This window comes from Lichenibacterium minor (assembly GCF_004137685.1).
In the GTDB taxonomy this organism is placed as follows: Bacteria; Pseudomonadota; Alphaproteobacteria; order Rhizobiales; family Beijerinckiaceae; genus Lichenihabitans; species Lichenihabitans minor.
On the sequence record NZ_QYBB01000001.1, the window covers coordinates 262640 to 277931 of the forward strand.

15 protein-coding genes are annotated in these 15292 nt (G+C 73.2%); 4 read left to right on the top strand and 11 right to left on the bottom strand.

All coding sequences use genetic code 11. The features are described 5' to 3' along the window. Positions 1–46 precede the first annotated feature (46 nt). The 5 genes from D3273_RS01240 to D3273_RS01260 all read right to left on the bottom strand — a co-directional run bounded on the left by D3273_RS01240 (position 47) and on the right by D3273_RS01260 (position 6614). Positions 47–925, bottom strand: coding sequence for a F0F1 ATP synthase subunit gamma (locus D3273_RS01240; protein WP_129222763.1), 879 nt, complete (start codon positions 923–925; stop codon positions 47–49). Positions 926–1031: 106 nt separating this feature from the next. Continuing rightward, positions 1032–2561: a F0F1 ATP synthase subunit alpha gene (gene atpA, locus D3273_RS01245; protein WP_129222764.1), complete on the bottom strand. Its 1530-nt coding sequence runs from the start codon at positions 2559–2561 to the stop codon at positions 1032–1034. Then, positions 2561–3124 carry a F0F1 ATP synthase subunit delta gene (locus tag D3273_RS01250; protein WP_129222765.1) on the bottom strand — a complete coding sequence of 188 codons (564 nt, stop codon included), beginning with the start codon at positions 3122–3124 and terminating at the stop codon, positions 2561–2563. Before D3273_RS01250 ends, atpA begins: the two co-directional genes overlap by 1 nt. A gap of 289 nt (positions 3125–3413) precedes the next feature. Beyond that, positions 3414–4577, bottom strand: a complete 1164-nt coding sequence (locus D3273_RS01255; RefSeq protein ID WP_129222766.1) for a GNAT family N-acetyltransferase — start codon at positions 4575–4577, stop codon at positions 3414–3416. A gap of 234 nt (positions 4578–4811) precedes the next feature. Then, positions 4812–6614 (bottom strand): long-chain-acyl-CoA synthetase, encoded by a 1803-nt coding sequence (locus tag D3273_RS01260; protein WP_245500923.1) that lies wholly within the window; start codon positions 6612–6614, stop codon positions 4812–4814. A gap of 123 nt (positions 6615–6737) precedes the next feature. Here D3273_RS01260 and D3273_RS01265 point away from each other — a divergent pair, with 123 nt between their 5' ends. Further along, positions 6738–7652: a pseudouridine-5'-phosphate glycosidase gene (locus D3273_RS01265; RefSeq protein ID WP_129222768.1), complete on the top strand. Its 915-nt coding sequence runs from the start codon at positions 6738–6740 to the stop codon at positions 7650–7652. A 91-nt stretch (positions 7653–7743) separates the two neighbouring features. On the opposite strand, the gene D3273_RS01270 is transcribed toward D3273_RS01265, so the two are convergent. Continuing rightward, positions 7744–7926: a hypothetical protein gene (locus D3273_RS01270; RefSeq protein ID WP_129222769.1), complete on the bottom strand. Its 183-nt coding sequence runs from the start codon at positions 7924–7926 to the stop codon at positions 7744–7746. Positions 7927–7996: 70 nt separating this feature from the next. On the opposite strand from D3273_RS01270, the gene D3273_RS01275 reads away from it, so the two are divergent. Both D3273_RS01275 and D3273_RS01280 read left to right on the top strand, forming a co-directional pair. Continuing rightward, a complete protein-coding gene (locus D3273_RS01275) occupies positions 7997–9265 on the top strand; it encodes a glycerate kinase type-2 family protein (protein WP_129222770.1) in 1269 nt (422 codons plus the stop codon). A gap of 103 nt (positions 9266–9368) precedes the next feature. Next, positions 9369–10115: a Crp/Fnr family transcriptional regulator gene (locus D3273_RS01280; protein ID WP_129222771.1), complete on the top strand. Its 747-nt coding sequence runs from the start codon at positions 9369–9371 to the stop codon at positions 10113–10115. Positions 10116–10130: 15 nt separating this feature from the next. Here the strand turns inward: D3273_RS01280 and D3273_RS01285 are convergent, their stop codons facing one another. The 4 genes from D3273_RS01285 to D3273_RS01300 all read right to left on the bottom strand — a co-directional run bounded on the left by D3273_RS01285 (position 10131) and on the right by D3273_RS01300 (position 13124). Further along, the gene (locus D3273_RS01285; protein ID WP_129222772.1) at positions 10131–11294 is read right to left on the bottom strand and encodes a mandelate racemase/muconate lactonizing enzyme family protein; all 1164 of its coding nucleotides are present in this window, start codon (positions 11292–11294) and stop codon (positions 10131–10133) included. A gap of 116 nt (positions 11295–11410) precedes the next feature. Continuing rightward, the gene (locus tag D3273_RS01290; RefSeq protein WP_129222773.1) at positions 11411–11680 is read right to left on the bottom strand and encodes a hypothetical protein; all 270 of its coding nucleotides are present in this window, start codon (positions 11678–11680) and stop codon (positions 11411–11413) included. A 10-nt stretch (positions 11681–11690) separates the two neighbouring features. Next, positions 11691–12089 carry a PRC-barrel domain-containing protein gene (locus D3273_RS01295; RefSeq protein WP_245500924.1) on the bottom strand — a complete coding sequence of 133 codons (399 nt, stop codon included), beginning with the start codon at positions 12087–12089 and terminating at the stop codon, positions 11691–11693. A gap of 63 nt (positions 12090–12152) precedes the next feature. After that, complete coding sequence (locus D3273_RS01300) at positions 12153–13124, bottom strand: sulfotransferase family protein (protein WP_129222775.1); 972 nt, start codon at positions 13122–13124, stop codon at positions 12153–12155. Positions 13125–13366: 242 nt separating this feature from the next. Here D3273_RS01300 and D3273_RS01305 point away from each other — a divergent pair, with 242 nt between their 5' ends. After that, positions 13367–14014: a nicotinamidase gene (locus D3273_RS01305; RefSeq protein WP_129222776.1), complete on the top strand. Its 648-nt coding sequence runs from the start codon at positions 13367–13369 to the stop codon at positions 14012–14014. On the opposite strand, the gene D3273_RS01310 is transcribed toward D3273_RS01305, so the two are convergent. Continuing rightward, a complete protein-coding gene (locus tag D3273_RS01310) occupies positions 13984–15264 on the bottom strand; it encodes a flavin monoamine oxidase family protein (RefSeq protein WP_129222777.1) in 1281 nt (426 codons plus the stop codon). The genes D3273_RS01305 and D3273_RS01310 overlap by 31 nt on opposite strands. Between the last annotated feature and the right edge of the window lie 28 nt (positions 15265–15292).

Here is a 15292-nt window from a genome sequence, read left to right on the forward strand (position 1 = left end):
GTGTGGCGGGCGCGTCGATAGGGAGATGGGGCGGGAAGGCGGCGCTTTACAGCGCTTCGGCGCCCGAGATGATCTCGATCAGTTCCTTGGTGATCATCGCCTGGCGGGAGCGATTGTAGATCTGCGTCTGCTTCTTGATCATCTCGCCGGCGTTGCGGGTGGCGTTGTCCATGGCGCTCATGCGCGAGCCCTGCTCGGACGCGGCGTTCTCCAGGAGGGCGCGGAACACCTGGATGGAGATGTTGCGCGGCAGCAGCGCCGCCAGGATCTCGTCCTCGCCGGGCTCGTAATCGTAGGCGGCGCCGGTGCCGGTCGCATCCGCGGTCGCGGGGAGTTCGGCCGGGATCAGGCGCAGCGCCGTCGGGATCTGCGAGATGACGGAGCGGAAGCGGGAGAAGAACAGCGTGCAGACGTCGAACTCGCCCGCCTCGAACATGGCGATGATCTTCTTGCCGATCGGGTCGGCATCGCCGAAGCCGACCGACTTCACGTTGCGCAGCTCGATCACCTCGACGATCTGGGCTTCGAACTGGCGGCGAAGCTGCTCGTAGCCCTTCTTGCCGACGAGCAGCATCTTCACGGTCTTGCCTTCGCGGGCCAGACGGTTGGCATGTTCGCGGGCGAGGCGGACGATGGATCCGTTGAAGGCGCCGCACAGCCCGCGCTCGGCCGTGCACACGACGAGCAGGTGCGTGCGGTCCTGGCCGTTGCCGGCCAGCAGCTTCGGGGCCTGCGCGCCGTCGCCGACGCCGCGGGCGAGGTTGGCCAGCACCTTCTCCATGCGCTCCGCGAAGGGACGGGCGGCTTCGGCGGCCATCTGGGCGCGGCGCAGCTTGGCGGCCGCGACCATCTGCATGGCCTTGGTGATCTTCTGGGTCGACTTGACCGAGGAGATCCGGTTCCGCAGGTCCTTCAAGGACGGCATATCGAGGGCTCTTGTCGGAGAAGGAGGCGCCCCGGGCCGGCCTGGCCCGGGGCGATAGGCTCGATGGGTCCGGCGAAGGACCCGGGGTCCCGCGAAGGACCGAGGATCAGGCGAAGGACTTGGTGTAGCCCTCGACGACGGACTTCAGCTTGCCGGCCGAATCGTCCGACAGATCCTTGGAGGTGCGGATCGCGTCGAGCAGCGGCATGTGGCTGGAGCGCAGCAGCGCCAGGAGCCCGTCCTCGTAGCCGCGGATGCGGGCGACGGGCAGCGAGTCGAGGTAGCCGTTCACGCCGGCGTAGATCACGCAGACCTGCTCTTCCATCTTCAGCGGCGAGAACTGCGGCTGCTTCAGGAGCTCGGTCAGGCGGGAGCCGCGGTTCAGCAGCTTCTGGGTCGTGGCGTCGAGGTCGGAGCCGAACTGCGCGAAGGCCGCCATCTCGCGGTACTGCGCGAGCTCGCCCTTGATCTTGCCGGCGACCTTCTTCATCGCCTTGGTCTGGGCGGCAGAGCCGACGCGCGACACCGACAGGCCGACGTTCACGGCCGGGCGGATGCCCTGGTAGAACAGGTCGGTCTCGAGGAAGATCTGGCCGTCCGTGATGGAGATCACGTTGGTGGGGATGTAGGCCGACACGTCGTTGGCCTGGGTCTCGACCACCGGCAGGGCGGTCAGCGAGCCGTTGCCCTGGCTGTCGTTCAGCTTGGCGGCGCGCTCCAGCAGGCGGGAATGCAGGTAGAACACGTCGCCCGGGTAGGCCTCGCGGCCGGGGGGACGGCGCAGCAGCAGCGACATCTGGCGGTAGGCCACGGCCTGCTTCGACAGGTCGTCGTAGACGATCAGGGCGTGCATGCCGTTGTCGCGGAAGAACTCGCCCATGGCGCAGCCCGCGAAGGGTGCCAGGAACTGCATCGGCGCCGGATCGGACGCGGTGGCGGCGACCACGATGGAATAATCCATCGCACCCTGCTCCTCGAGCACCTTCACGAGCTGGGCCACGGTGGAGCGCTTCTGGCCCACGGCGACGTAGACGCAGTAGAGCTTCTGGCCCTCGTCGGTGCCGGCGTTGACCGACTTCTGGTTCAGGATCGCGTCGAGCGCCACGGCGGTCTTGCCGGTCTGGCGGTCGCCGATGATGAGCTCGCGCTGGCCGCGGCCGATCGGGATCAGCGCGTCCACGGCCTTGAGGCCGGTCGACATCGGCTCGTTGACCGACTTGCGGGGGATGATGCCGGGGGCCTTCACGTCGACGCGGGCGCGGCGGGTGGTGGCGATGGGGCCCTTGCCGTCGATCGGGTTGCCGAGCGCGTCGACGACGCGGCCGAGCAGCTCCTTGCCCACCGGCACGTCCACGATGGCGCCGGTGCGCTTCACCGTCTGGCCTTCGCCGATTTCGCGGTCGGAGCCGAAGATCACGATGCCGACGTTGTCGGCCTCGAGGTTCAGCGCCATGCCGCGCACGCCCGACTCGAACTCGACCATCTCGCCGGCCTGGACGTTGTCGAGGCCGTAGATGCGGGCGATGCCGTCGCCGACGGACAGGACCTGGCCGACCTCGGTGACCTCGGCTTCGGTGCCGAAGTTCTGGATCTCCCGCTTGAGGATGTCGGAAATCTCAGCAGCGCGGATGTCCATCAGCCGACCTCTTTCATGCGTGTGCGGATAGAGTTGAGTTTGGTCTTGATCGAGGCGTCGACCATGCGGCTGCCGAGCCGCACGACGATGCCGCCGATGATCTCGGGGTCGACCTTCATGTCGACTTCGACGGACTTGCCGCCGGTGGCCTCGACGAGGGACTGCTTCAGCGCGGACAGCTGGCCGTCGGTCAGCGGCTCGGCGACGGTCACCTGGGCGCGCGACACGCCGCGGTCGGCGTCGTCGAGCGCGAGGAAGTCGCGGATCATCGTGCGGACGGCGAAGAGCCGCCGCTTGGACGCCACGAGCAGGAGGAAGTTGGCGGTGAGCCCGGAGATGCCGGCGCGGTCCAGCACGGCCTTCAGCGCCCGCGACTGGTCTTCGGCGGTGAACGCGGGAGAGCGGACCAGGAGCTGCAGGTCCGGGCTGCCCTGGACGAGCGCGTCGAAGCCCTTCAGCTCGCCGGCGACCTTGTCGATGGAACGCGAATCCTTGGCCAGCGAGAACAGGGCGGAGGCGTAACGGCCAGCCATCCCGGATACGATGTTTTCGGCATCGGCCACGGTGTTTCACCCTCGACGAAGACGGTCCAGCGCGTCCCGGGGCCGCCGCATGCGTCCGCCCCGGCACCGTGGCTGACCACGGATTGCCGCTGTTGCAATCACAACCTGTCCGGTCGTTGCAGGGCGGGGACTAACATGGCGATTTCCGCCGTGCAAGCACGCGGCGCCCTGGAAAAGCCGGGAGTGCGGCAGGGCGGTGAACAGAAAAGCGGCAGCGTCATGGCGGGGTGCCGGCACGGGGCGGGGCCGGTTCGCGCGCGCCGGCCGTCGACCCGTTCGACCGCCGGCGTCACCTGCGCGACGCGGCCCGGCGTGCGCGCCAGCCCGACAGGAGGCGCTTCGCTTCCGCCCGCAGCCGCCGCGCCGCGCGCTCGATGCCGACCGCCCGGCGGAACGCGCCCGCGCGGCCGGGCCGGAGGGCCACGGCGACGTCGCACAGCCGGATGCGGTCCTTCCACAGCCGATCGATCATCGGGTGGTCCGGCACCGCGCAGGAATCCATCGTCCCCGCCCCGCCCCGCCGGCACCAGGCCTCGGTGAGTTCCAACACGAGCTGCACGCCCGGCGAGAACCGCGCGACGTCCTCCCGATACGCGATCTTCCACAGGAATCCGACGTCGCCGGCCGACAGGGTCACCGCCATGGCGACCGGCGCGCCGTCGAGCGTCAGGCTGTCGACGCGGCACAGCCCCCGCCGGGCGAGCATGCGCGTGGCGGCGCGGAGAAAGGCGGTGGTGCCCGGCCGGGACAGCAGCGCGGTGCCGGCCGCGCCCTTCCAGCCGCCCGCTTCGAGCGACAGGAACTGCTCGATCCCGGCCCGCACGGCGTCGGGGGCTTCGGCGCCGGTGTAGCTCAGCGCGCCGCGCTCGGCCAAGCGGCGCCGCTGGCGACGGATCTCCTTGGCGGCCTTCGGCGACAGAGCGGCGGGGCCCGCCCGCCCGCCGCGCCGGAGCGCCGCGCGCTCCCAGGTCCGGAGCTGCACGAGGTCGAGACCCCCGTCCGCCGCGACATCGCGCAGGGCGGCGGCGGTGGGGCCGTCCATCGGCAGCGACGGGACCACGAGCCCGCACGCGCCCGGCAGGGCTTCCCCCGCCCAGGCCAGCAGGGCCCGCAGCGCCGCGGCGGCGCGGGATCCGTCGAGCAGGGGGAAGCCGAGCGTCGATAGGTTGTGAATCCAGGCGGACGCCAGCCCTTTCAACGGGCCCCGGCGCCCCACCACGGGGCACACGGCGACGAGGTCGCGCCGCTCGCCCGCTTCCACCGCCCACACCAGCACGAAGCCGGGCTTCCGGCGGCCCGCGAGGTGCTGGGCGGCCGGCAGGGCGAAGTCGGGATCGAGGAAGACGTTGGGCTCCAGCGCCCGCCCGACGAGGTCGGCCCAGGCGTCGCGATGCGCGACGGCGTCCGCGGCGTCGAGCCGGTCGACGGCGAAACCCGCCTCGCGCGCCGTCACCACGGCCGCGCGGGTTCGGGCGGGGCGGCCCGGGGGTGGAGCAGCGACATGTCCGGCACAGCCTCCAGGTCCGCCCCGTCCCGCGACGGATCCGTGCGCGTCCACGATCCGGACCGGTCCGCGCGGGTCACCCCGCGGTGCGACGACGCCACGTCACCACGCGGCGCGTGTAGGAAGGCTTAACCCGCGCCCGGGCCGGGCCGGGCCGACGGCCGGGGTATCGGGCCGCCGGCGTCAAAGCCGCAGCGCGCCCGACGCGATCGCCGCGGCGGTGGCGCCGTCGAGCGGCCGGTAGGCCCCCTCGCCGGCCCCCGACACGAAGAGGGGACCGGCGACGCGGGCGGGGTCGAACCCCTCGGCCACGAGGGTCGGCTTGCGCTGCTTGAACGTGCCCGTGACCTCCAGCCCCGCCTGCACCCGCAGGAACACCGGCACCGCATAGGCGGGGAGCCGGCGGGCGAGGAAGGCTTTCAGGCCCGCGAGGTCGATCTCGGCGCCCTCTTCCGCCGCCAGCGCCGCCATGCCGGCGCGGCCGTCCGCGCCCGGCACCGCCACGCCGTACACGTTGGCCTCGGCGATGCCGGGGTAGCCCGTCAGGGCTTCGGCGACCTCCAGCGTCGACACGTTCTCCCCCTTCCAGCGGAACGTGTCGCCGACGCGGTCGACGAAGAAGAAGTAGCCGAGCGCGTCGCGCCGCATGAGGTCGCCGGTGCGGAACCAGCGGTCGCCCGGCTTCATCACGTCGTGGAGCACCTTGCGGGCCGTCGCGTCCCGATCGGTGTAGCCTTCGAAGCGGTTTCCGGGCTTCTTCGGGTCGGACAGGATCTCGCCCACCACTTCGCCGACCTCGTCCGGCGCGCATTCGCGGCAAAGCCCGTCGGGGCCGCGGAGCGGCGCCTCGGTGGCGAGGTCGACCTGCAGCACCTTGATGGGGAAGCGCGACGCGATCCAGGCCGGCACGCGCCCCACGGCCCCGGGCCGGGAATCGAGGTTGAAGATGGAACAGTTGCCCTCGGTCGAGGCGTAGAACTCGCGGATGTGCGGCACGCCGAACCGGTCGCGGAAGGGCCGCCACACGTCGGGGCGCAGCCCGTTGCCGACGCAAAGCCGCACGCGGTGGGCGCGGTCCGCCGGGCCGGGCGGCGTTTGCAGCAGGTAGCGGCACAATTCGCCGATGTAGACCATCATGGTGCAGCGGCTGCGCGCCGCATCGGCCCAGAAATCGCGCGCCGAGAAGCGCTCCCGGATGACGCAGGTGCCGCCGGCCAGCATGGCCAGCCCGGGCGCCAGCACGCCGCCGTTGGAGTGGTACATCGGCAGGCAATCGTAGATCCGGTCGCCCGGCCCCGCGCCCGTCACCCCCGCGAAGGCCTGCATGGCGAGCTGCACGCGGCAATGGTTGAGGTTCGCCGCCTTGGGCAGGCCGGTCGTGCCCGACGTGTAGACCAGGATGCAGGGGTCGTCGATCGTCAGCGCCGGGCGCTCGGCCGCCAGCAGCGGCGCGTCCGGCAGCGCGTCGAGGAGGAGGTCGAGGCGGGGGTGGGACCCGCAGGCGCCGTAGGCCAGCACGTCGACCGGGTGGTCGAGCAGGGCGCGGGCCGTTTCGAACTGCGGCATCAGGCTCGCGTCCACGATGGCCACGGACGCGCCGACGAGGTTCAGCGAATGGGCGAGCGCCGCGCCACTCTGGTTGGTGTTGATGAGCGCCGTGGCGGCCCCCGCCTTGGCGATGCCGACCCACACGGACAGGTATTCGACCCGGTTCGGCATCATCAGCGCCACCGTGTCGCCGCGGCCGAGCCCGCGGGCGAGGGCCCAGCGCGCGTAACGGTCCGCGCGGGCGTTCCAGGCCCGGTAGGTGACGCTTTCGGTTTCCGATTCGAGCGCCACCCGGTCGCCGAAGCGGGCCGCGAGCTCGTCGGCGAGGTCGCCGACCGTGTGGCGCGGGTGGCGCGCGACGGGCGTGGTGCGGCGCAGCACCCGGAGAAGGCCGCGGGCGAAGGCCCATTCGCTCGACGCGCGCTGGGCGAGGTTCAAGGGCGGGTCCCTCCGTGGTCCCGCACAGCTAAGCGCCGGCCCCGGCCCCGCGCAAGGCGCCGCGGGTGCGGCTTGGCACATCGGCGCGCCCGTGGTTAAGCGGCGGACGCTTCGGAGACCGCCATGACCCAGGACCTGCCCCTCGACCTGTCGGACGAGGTGAAACACGCGCTCGACCGCGGCGCGCCCGTCGTGGCGCTGGAATCCACCATCATCACCCACGGCATGCCCTACCCCGACAACGTGTCGACGGCGCGCGCCGTCGAGGCCGCCGTGCGGGCCGGAGGGGCCATGCCGGCCACCATCGCAGTGCTGGGGGGCCGCATCCGGGTGGGCCTGTCGGACGCGGAAGCGGAAGCGCTGGGCCGCGGCACGGGCGCCCTGAAACTCAGCCGCGCCGACCTCGCCTTCGCGGTGGCGACGGGCCGGGACGGCTCGACCACGGTAGCGGCGACGATGATCTGCGCGCATCTCGCCGGGATCCGCGTGTTCGCCACGGGCGGCATCGGCGGCGTCCACCGCGGGATGGAAAGCACGCTCGACGTGTCGGCCGACCTCGACGAGCTCGGACGCACCCCCGTGACGGTGGTCTGCGCCGGCGCCAAGGCGCTGCTGGACCTGCCGCGGACGCTGGAATACCTCGAAACGCGCGGCGTGCCGGTCGTGGGCTACCGCACCGACCGGTTCCCGGCCTTCTGGAGCCGCGACAGCGGGCTCCCGGCGCCGCTGCGGCTCGACTCCGCCGCCGAGATCGCCGCCCTGGCGGCGGCGCAGCGGCGGCTCGGCCTCGGCGGCGGCGTGCTGGTGGCCAACCCCGTGGCGGCGGCGGACGAGATCCCGGGGGGCGAGATCGCCGCGCACATCGACGAGGCGGTGGCGGATGCGGTGCGGCGCGGCATCGGCGGCAAGGCCGTGACGCCCTTCGTCCTGTCCCGCATGCTGGAACTGACGGGCGGGCGCAGCCTCCGGACCAACGTGGCGCTGATCCTCGGCAACGCGCGGCTGGCCGCCGAGATCGCGGCCGCATCGGCCGGGTGAAGCGGCGGGGACGCCCGCTCCCGCGGAGGCGGGCCGCAGGGGAGGCCGGCCGCCCGGGCCCGGCGCCGCCCCGCGCGTGTCCCGCCCTCGCTCAGATCTTGTTGGCGGACGCGTCCGGGCCTTCGGGGGCCGCTTCGGCCGATCCGGCGTCGACCTCGCCCTCGCCGGGCGCGTTCTTCTTCTCGGCCTTCAGCTTCGCCCGCTCCTCGGCCTTCGCGGCCTTGGCTTTTTCCCTTTCGCGGCGTTCGAAATCGTAATTCGGTTTACGGGCCATGCCGGCGGCTCCACATTCGGCGTCAAACGGTCGGCATTCTGCTGACATGGCCGATCCCGGGAGGCAAGGCATGATCGAAGACGACGGCGGCGCGCGGGTCTTCCTGTCGGAGCTGTTCCGCGCCGCCGTGGCGGCTGCCCATCCGGCTGTCGCGGTGCCGCGGCACCTGCCGCCGCGCCCTCGCGGCCGCACGATCGTGGTCGGGGCCGGCAAGGCCTCCGCCCAGATGGCGCGGGCGCTGGAAGGGGCTTGGGACGGGCCGCTGTCGGGCGCGATCGTCACCCGCTACGGTTGCGGCTGCCCCTGCGACCGGATCGAGGTGCTGGAAGCCGCCCACCCGGTGCCCGACGCCGCCGGGCTCGCGGCGACGCGCCGGATGGTCGAGCTCGTCGCCGCGGCGGGGCCGAACGACCTCGTGATCGCCCTGGTGTCGGGCGGCGGCTCCGCGCTGCTGCCGGCCCCGCCGCCGGGCCTCGACCTCGGCGACGAGATGGCGCTCAACGAAGCGCTGCTGCGCTCCGGCGCGCCCATCGGGGCCATGAACGCGGTGCGCAAGCACGCGTCCGCCATCAAGGGCGGCCGGCTCGCGGCGGCGTCGCGCGCGCCGGTGGCGAGCCTGATCCTGTCCGACATCCCGGGAGACGCGCCCCACCTCGTCGCGTCCGGCCCGACGGTGCCGGACGGCGCCACCCGCGCCGAAGCCCTGCGCGCCGTCGCCGACTACAGGATCGACCTGCCGCACCGCGTGCTGGCGCATCTCGCCTCCGGGGCGGCGGACGCCCCCCTGCCCGGCGACCCGCGCTTCGCCGGCCACACGCACGTCATCGTCGCCTCCGCGGGGCTTTCGCTCGACGCCGCAGCGGCGGAAGCGGCGCGGCGCGGCGTGGCGGCCGCCGTGCTGTCCGACGCCATCGAGGGCGAAGCCCGCGACGTCGGCCTCGTGCATGCCGCGCTGGCCCGGGAGGTGGCGGCGCGCGGGCGTCCCTTCGCCAAGCCGGTCGTGATCCTGTCCGGCGGAGAAACCACCGTGACGCTGCGGGGACGGGGCCGCGGCGGCCGCAACGCGGAGTTCCTCCTGTCTCTCGCCCTGGCGATCGACGGCGTACCCGGCGTGTCCGCGCTCGCGGCCGACACGGACGGCATCGACGGCTCGGAAACCAACGCCGGCGCCTTCGCGGACGGCGGCACGGCGGCGGCGATCCGCGCCGCCGGGCTCGACCCGCGGGCGCTCCTCATGGCCAACGACAGCTATTCCGCCTTCGCGGGGGTCGGCGCGCTGTTCGACACGGGGCCGACCGGCACCAACGTCAACGACTTCCGCGCCATCCTGGTGCGCTGAGCATGCGCCCGCGTCCCCAGCCGCGCGCGACCCCGCCCTGTTCGGCGGTCGAGACCCCGCCTATGGTGGCGGGTCGACACGGGATCGCGGGGCGGGGTGGGGCATGGGCGAGGTCGGGAACGCAGGTCTCCTCGTCCGCAAGGTGGCGAGCGTCGCCCACCTGTCGGCCGAAGAACGGGCCGCGCTCGAACGCCTGCCGATGTCGATCCGCTCCATCCCGGCGCGGCAGGACATCGTCCGCGTGGGCGACCGCCCGTCGCAATGCTGCCTGGTGCTGGCGGGCTTCGCCTTCCGCTACAAGCTGATCGGCGAAGGGCGGCGGCAGATCCTCAACTTCCACGTCCCGGGCGACATCCCCGACCTGCAAAGCCTGCACCTGCCGGTGATCGACCACAACCTCGCCGCGCTGACGCCGCTCACGGCCGGCTTCATCCGGCACGACGCGGTGCACGAGGTCAGCGCGCGCTTTCCGCGCATCACCGGCGCGCTGTGGCGCAACACGCTCGTCGACGCCGCGATCCTGCGCGAGCGCGTCGTGTCGATCGGCCAGCGCGACGGGTTGAGCCGCACCGCGCATTTCCTGTGCGAGATGGCGAAGCGGCTGGTGGCCGTCGACCTCGCGCCGGGCCTCGTCCTGCCGATGCCGATCACCCAGGTGGAGATCGCGGACGCCCTGGGCCTGTCGCCGGTGCATGTGAACCGCATGGTGCGCGAACTGCGCGAGCGCCGCCTCATCGCGTTGGACGGGCAGCGGCTGGAGATCCTCGACTGGGACGCGCTGGCGCGGCTCGGCGACTTCGACGCCACGTTCCTGCACCTGCAGGCCGACGAGCGCCCACGCCTCCCCTGAGGCGCCCTCCCGTGCCTATTCGGCGAGGTCGCGCATCACCCGGATCAGCTCGGCCTTGCCCTCGAAGCCGATGCCGGGCAGGTCGGGCATGAGGATGTGGCCGTCTTCGACCGCGACACCGTCCGGGAAGCCCCCGTAGGGTTGGAACAGGTCGGGATAGCTTTCGTTGCCGCCCAGGCCGAGCCCCGCCGCGATATTGAGCGACATCTGGTGGCCGCCGTGCGGGATGCAGCGCCTCGGCGACCATCCCATCTCGTCCAGCACCTTCAGGGTCCGGCGGTATTCGCACAGGCCGTAGGACAGCGCGCAGTCGAACTGCAGCCAGTCCCGATCCGGCCGCAGGCCGCCGTGGCGCAGCAGGTTGCGCGCGTCCTGGTGGGAGAACAGGTTCTCCCCGGTCGCCATCGGGCCGGGATAATGGTCGGCCAGCGCGGCCTGCAGGGCGTAGTCGAGCGGGTCGCCGGCTTCCTCGTACCAGAACAGGGGATAGTCGCGCAGCATGCGGGCGTAGGCCACCGCGGTGTCGAGGTCGAAGCGGCCGTTGGCGTCGACGGCGAGGCGCGCCGCGCCGCCGATCTCGGCCAGCACGGCTTCGATGCGAGCACGGTCCTCGTCGAGGGGGGCGCCGCCGATCTTCATCTTCACGACGGTGTAGCCGCGGTCGAGGTAGCGGCGCATCTCGGCGCGCAGCGCGCCCGTGTCCTTGCCGGGGTAATAGTAGCCTCCGGCCGCGTAGACGAAGACCCGCGGTTCGGCGACGCGCCCGTGGCGCTCGGCGAGCAGGCGGAACAGCGGGCGTCCCTCGATCTTGGCCACCGCGTCCCAGATCGCCATGTCGAGCGTGCCCACCGCCACCGAGCGCTCGCCGTGGCCGCCGGGCTTCTCGTTGGCCATCAGCGCCGCCCAGGCCCGGTCGGGGTCGAGGTTGGACCCGGCGTCGTCGAGCAGCGCGGCGGGGTCGGCTTCGAGGAGGCGCGGGGCGAAGCGCTCGCGGATCAGCCCGCCCTGCCCGTAGCGGCCGTTGGAGTTGAAGCCGTATCCGACAACGCGCCGGCCGTCGCGGACCACGTCCGTCACCACCGCGACGAGGCTCGTCGTCATCCGGGTGAAGTCGATGTAGGCGTTGCGGATCGGCGACGAGATCGGCTTCGTCACCTCGCGGACGTCGACGATGCGCATGGGTGTCCTCCGGGTCTGGCCGTGCCGGGGCGTTCACGGGCCGGCCGCCGTCGATGATGGAGCCGTCGAGGGCGCGTCACGTCGCGCGGGCGGCGCGGCGCGCCATCGTCCCGGAGCTACTTCGCCGTGCCGGGCGCCACCGCGCCGGGCTTGATCACCGGCATGGTGCCCGCCTGCGGGGCGGCCTTGTGCATCTCGGGGTCGACGTTCCCGGTCGGCTTGATGACGCCGTTCGTGTCGCTCAGCTTGTCGCTCAAGGTGCCGGGCTTGGAGTCGAGGTTGGTGGCGGGCGCGGGCGTGGCGGGCGCCGTGGCCTGCGCCCAGGCGGGGGCCGCCGCGAAGCCGAGAAAAGCCGCCGCGAGGGCGGCGTGGCGCAGTCGTGTCATGGGGAGTCCCTCAAAGGCCGTAGTTGAAGCCGTAGAAGCCGAACACGTTGCGGCGGTGTTCGGGGTCGCGCCAGGGGTCCTCGCCGGGCCCGAAGCTCGGGGCGCGGTCGAGCGTGTCGCGGTCGACGTCGACCACGTAGCCGCCCCGCGCTTGGTCGTAGGTCAGGGCCGCCCAGGGCAGCGGAAAGAAGCGCTCGCCCAGGCCCAAAAAGCCGCCGAAGCACACGACCGCGTAGGCGACGCGGCCCGTCGCCTTGTCGACCATGAAATTGTACACGGAGCCGATCCGCTGGCCGTCCCGCCCGAACACGTCCGTGCCCTCGACCTTGTCGGACGCGATGAGCCGGTCCGTCTCGTCGACGGCGACCGGCGCGGCCCCGTCGACCCGGGTGGTCTCGTCCTTCGCCATGGCTCCCCTCCCATCCATCCCGATCCAACGGGACCGCGGGGGCGAGGGTTCCCGGCCGCGGGCTCAGGCGGAGGGGCCGCCCCAGGCGTCGAGGCAGCCCGGGTGGATGCGGGTGACGATGGCTTCGACGCGGGCGATCTCGCGCCGCGACAGGCTCGACCGCCACCGGTCGCGCGGCGCGGCGGCGCCGACCGTGGAGGCCGACACCCGGGCGAAGCGCGGCACGCGCCGCTGCGGCAGGCCGAGCCAGCCGCACAGCGCCGCGAAGGCCGGCGCGGGGTCGCGCGCCACCTCCTCGTAGATGGCTTCGTGGCCCCAAACGCAGCCCCGGAGGCTGGCCGCGGCGTGGCGCTCCGTCACGGCCCACCAGGCGGCGATGCGGGACAGGCCGTCGCCGTCGCAATCGCCCAACACGGCCGAGCGATCGTCGATGTCCGGCAGCAGGTGCCCGAGCCCCACGCGCGAGAAGCTCCAATCCCAATCGGCGGCGAGAAGGCTCGCCGCGACGGCGCAGGGGTGGCGGCGCAGGTGCAGCACCGGGATGCCGAAACGCCGATGGAACCCGGCGAGGTTGAAGGGCATCCGCACGTCCTTGACGACGATGCGGGTGGCGAAGGAATCCCGCAGCGAGGAGCGGCAGTTCAGGGTGAAGTTGCTGGTGTGGCGCCCCGTGCAGGCGTGGTCGAGGAAGCCCCACAGGGGGTCGTCGTCCGCCAGTGGGCCCGGCATGGCGGCCTGCAGGCTGTCGTAGGGCAGGCGCAGGGCGGCCAGCATCGCGCGGCGCCGGGGGTCGAGCGGCGACAGGGGCTCGAACACCGTCTTGGCGGACAGCGCTTCGGCGAGGCATTCCTGCACCCAGGTGGTGCCGCTGCGCCAGAAGCCGCTGACGAGCGCGACCGGCCGCGCGGCGTGGAGGCGGGCCAGCGTCCAATCCACCGTGCGGGCGCCGTCGATGGCGAGGCGGACGCCGAGCGGGCCGCCGCGGGTCCCGTCGAAATCGCCCGCGATCAGCCTGCGCGCCCCGATCGCCGCCATGTCGTGCCGCCTTCCGTCCCCGGCGTGGTCCGTCCGGCCCCGCGGCGCGTCAACGGCCCGGGACCGCATCCGTGTTCGCGCCGGGGCGCCGTGGAGGCCTCGTTCGCCTGCGGCCCAAAGGCGCGGACCCGCCGCCGCGACGGGTGCGAGGACGGGCCGGCGGCGCTGTTCCGCCCCGGCCTGGCGCGCTATGCCGGGACCCTGGCGCCGGGGCCGGCTTCTTGGGCCCGCAGGAGGACGGCATGATCCGCATCGATCCCACGACCGACGTGCTCGGCCTCATCGACGTGCAGCCCACCTTCATGCCCGGCGGCGAGCTGCCGGTGGCCGGCGGCGACGAGGTGGTGCCGATCGCCCGGAGGCTGACCGCCGACGTCTTCGCCCATGCCTTCGCGACGCAGGACTGGCATCCGCCGGGCCACGTGTCCTTCGCGTCGACCCACGGCGCCGCGCCCTTCTCGACGGTGCGGCTCCCCTACGGCGACCAGGTGCTGTGGCCCGACCACGCCATCATCGGCACGCCGGGGGCGGCGCTGCACCCGGGCCTGCCGCTCGACCGCGTCGACGCGATCTTCCGCAAGGGGTTCCGGCCCGGGATCGACAGCTATTCGGCGTTCCGCGACAACGACCGGGTCAGCACGACGGGGCTCGGCGGCTGGATCAGGGAGCGCGGTTTCCGCCGCGTGTTCCTGTGCGGGCTGGCGCTCGACTTCTGCGTCTTCTGGTCGGCGCAGGACGCGCGGGCGCTGGGCCTCGACGTCGTCGTCGTCACCGACGCGTGCCGCGCCATCGCGGCGCCCGCGGGTCCCGGCGGCAGCACGCTCGACGCGGCCTGCCGCGCCATGACGGACGGCGGCGTTCAGCTCGTCGGCATCGCCGACCTCGCCTGAGCCACCGCGGCGAGCGCCGCTTCGGCGGCGGCTTTCCCGGTGTCGTGGGCGCCGTGGGCCGTGGTGAAGCGCTCGGGGTGCGTCGCCTCTCCGGCGAAGAAGAGGCGCCCGTCGACCGGCTCGGCCAGCCGCGCCCGCATGCCGGCCCCGCCCGGCACCGCGTAGGCGTAGGAGCCGAGGACGTGGGGCTCGCGGCCCCAGGCCGTCATGTGGATGGGCTCCACGGCGGCGGCGGCCTCGGCGCCGAGAAGGCCGCGCAGCTCGCCCCGGGCGAAGTCGAGGGCGGCCGCGGTGCCGTCGCGCTCCAGGTCGCGGGCCAGCTCGCCGCCGTAGAAGCATTCGATGAAGGGGCGCCCGAAGGGGCGCATGTGGTAGGCGGCGGTGCGGCCGGTGTCGGACGCGCCGAGGCCGTAGCCCTCGACGGGGAACAGTTCGGGCTTCGTGACGCGCAGGAACAGCTTGTCGGCGAGGCCGAGCGGCAGGGCCGCCGCCGCTTCCGCCTTGCGGGGCAGCGCGGGATGGAAGCGGATGCCCTCGCGGGCGAGCACGTCGGTCGAGGCCGTCACCACCACGGCGCGGGCCTTCACCGTGCCGCGGTCGGTCTCGACCCGGATCCGGTCCGCGCCGGAATGGTCGATCCGGCGCACGGCGGTGTTCAGCACCGCCGGCAGGTCGCGGCCGTGGTGGGCCACGAGGGCGCCATATCCCTCGACGACGCGCCAGTCGTCCCCCTCGCCGGGCTGGTAGTCGGCGGAGTCCTGGACGGACACGCGGTCGAGTTCGGCACCGCTGACGTAGGTCGACACGGCGTCGAGGAGCCCGCGCCAGCGGCTGCCAGCCGGCACGAGGTCCGACAGGGGCCCGTCGGCGCGGGCCGCGGCCGCGCGCTCGACGCGGCCGTGGAAGTCGACGAGCGCGCGCTCGTAGTCTTCCCGCTCGTCGTGGGCGAGGCCGAGGTCGCGGCCCTCGTCGTCCCAGGGCGCCGGGCGCCGGTCGACGGTGAAGCCCGGCGTGTCGTCCGCGATGCCGGTCCACACGTTGGTGAGGGCGCTGTGGAGCCAGGCGCAGCCGAGGTCCATGGGGACGTCGCCGCCGCCGTCCCGCAGCGGCACCGTGTGGGCCCGACCGCCCAGGCGGTCCTTGGCTTCGATCAAGATCACCGAGAGCCCCGGCTGGCGCGCGAGCCGCCGGGCCGCCGCGATTCCCGCAGCCCCGCCCCCGATCACCGCCACATCGACCTCGTCCCGCATGCCCTCACCCGTGCTCCGCCCCGTGCCG

Coding starts and splice junctions, on each gene's coding strand:
- D3273_RS01275 (WP_129222770.1), top strand. CDS start 7,997: ATGATCGAAGACGACGGCGGCGCGCGGGTCTTCCTGTCGGAGCTGTTC.
- D3273_RS01280 (WP_129222771.1), top strand. CDS start 9,369: ATGGGCGAGGTCGGGAACGCAGGTCTCCTCGTCCGCAAGGTGGCGAGC.
- D3273_RS01240 (WP_129222763.1), bottom strand. CDS start 925: ATGCCGTCCTTGAAGGACCTGCGGAACCGGATCTCCTCGGTCAAGTCG.
- D3273_RS01300 (WP_129222775.1), bottom strand. CDS start 13,124: ATGGCGGCGATCGGGGCGCGCAGGCTGATCGCGGGCGATTTCGACGGG.
- D3273_RS01265 (WP_129222768.1), top strand. CDS start 6,738: ATGACCCAGGACCTGCCCCTCGACCTGTCGGACGAGGTGAAACACGCG.
- D3273_RS01290 (WP_129222773.1), bottom strand. CDS start 11,680: ATGACACGACTGCGCCACGCCGCCCTCGCGGCGGCTTTTCTCGGCTTC.
- D3273_RS01305 (WP_129222776.1), top strand. CDS start 13,367: ATGATCCGCATCGATCCCACGACCGACGTGCTCGGCCTCATCGACGTG.
- atpA (WP_129222764.1), bottom strand. CDS start 2,561: ATGGACATCCGCGCTGCTGAGATTTCCGACATCCTCAAGCGGGAGATC.
- D3273_RS01310 (WP_129222777.1), bottom strand. CDS start 15,264: ATGCGGGACGAGGTCGATGTGGCGGTGATCGGGGGCGGGGCTGCGGGA.
- D3273_RS01295 (WP_245500924.1), bottom strand. CDS start 12,089: ATGGCGAAGGACGAGACCACCCGGGTCGACGGGGCCGCGCCGGTCGCC.
- D3273_RS01285 (WP_129222772.1), bottom strand. CDS start 11,294: ATGCGCATCGTCGACGTCCGCGAGGTGACGAAGCCGATCTCGTCGCCG.
- D3273_RS01270 (WP_129222769.1), bottom strand. CDS start 7,926: ATGGCCCGTAAACCGAATTACGATTTCGAACGCCGCGAAAGGGAAAAA.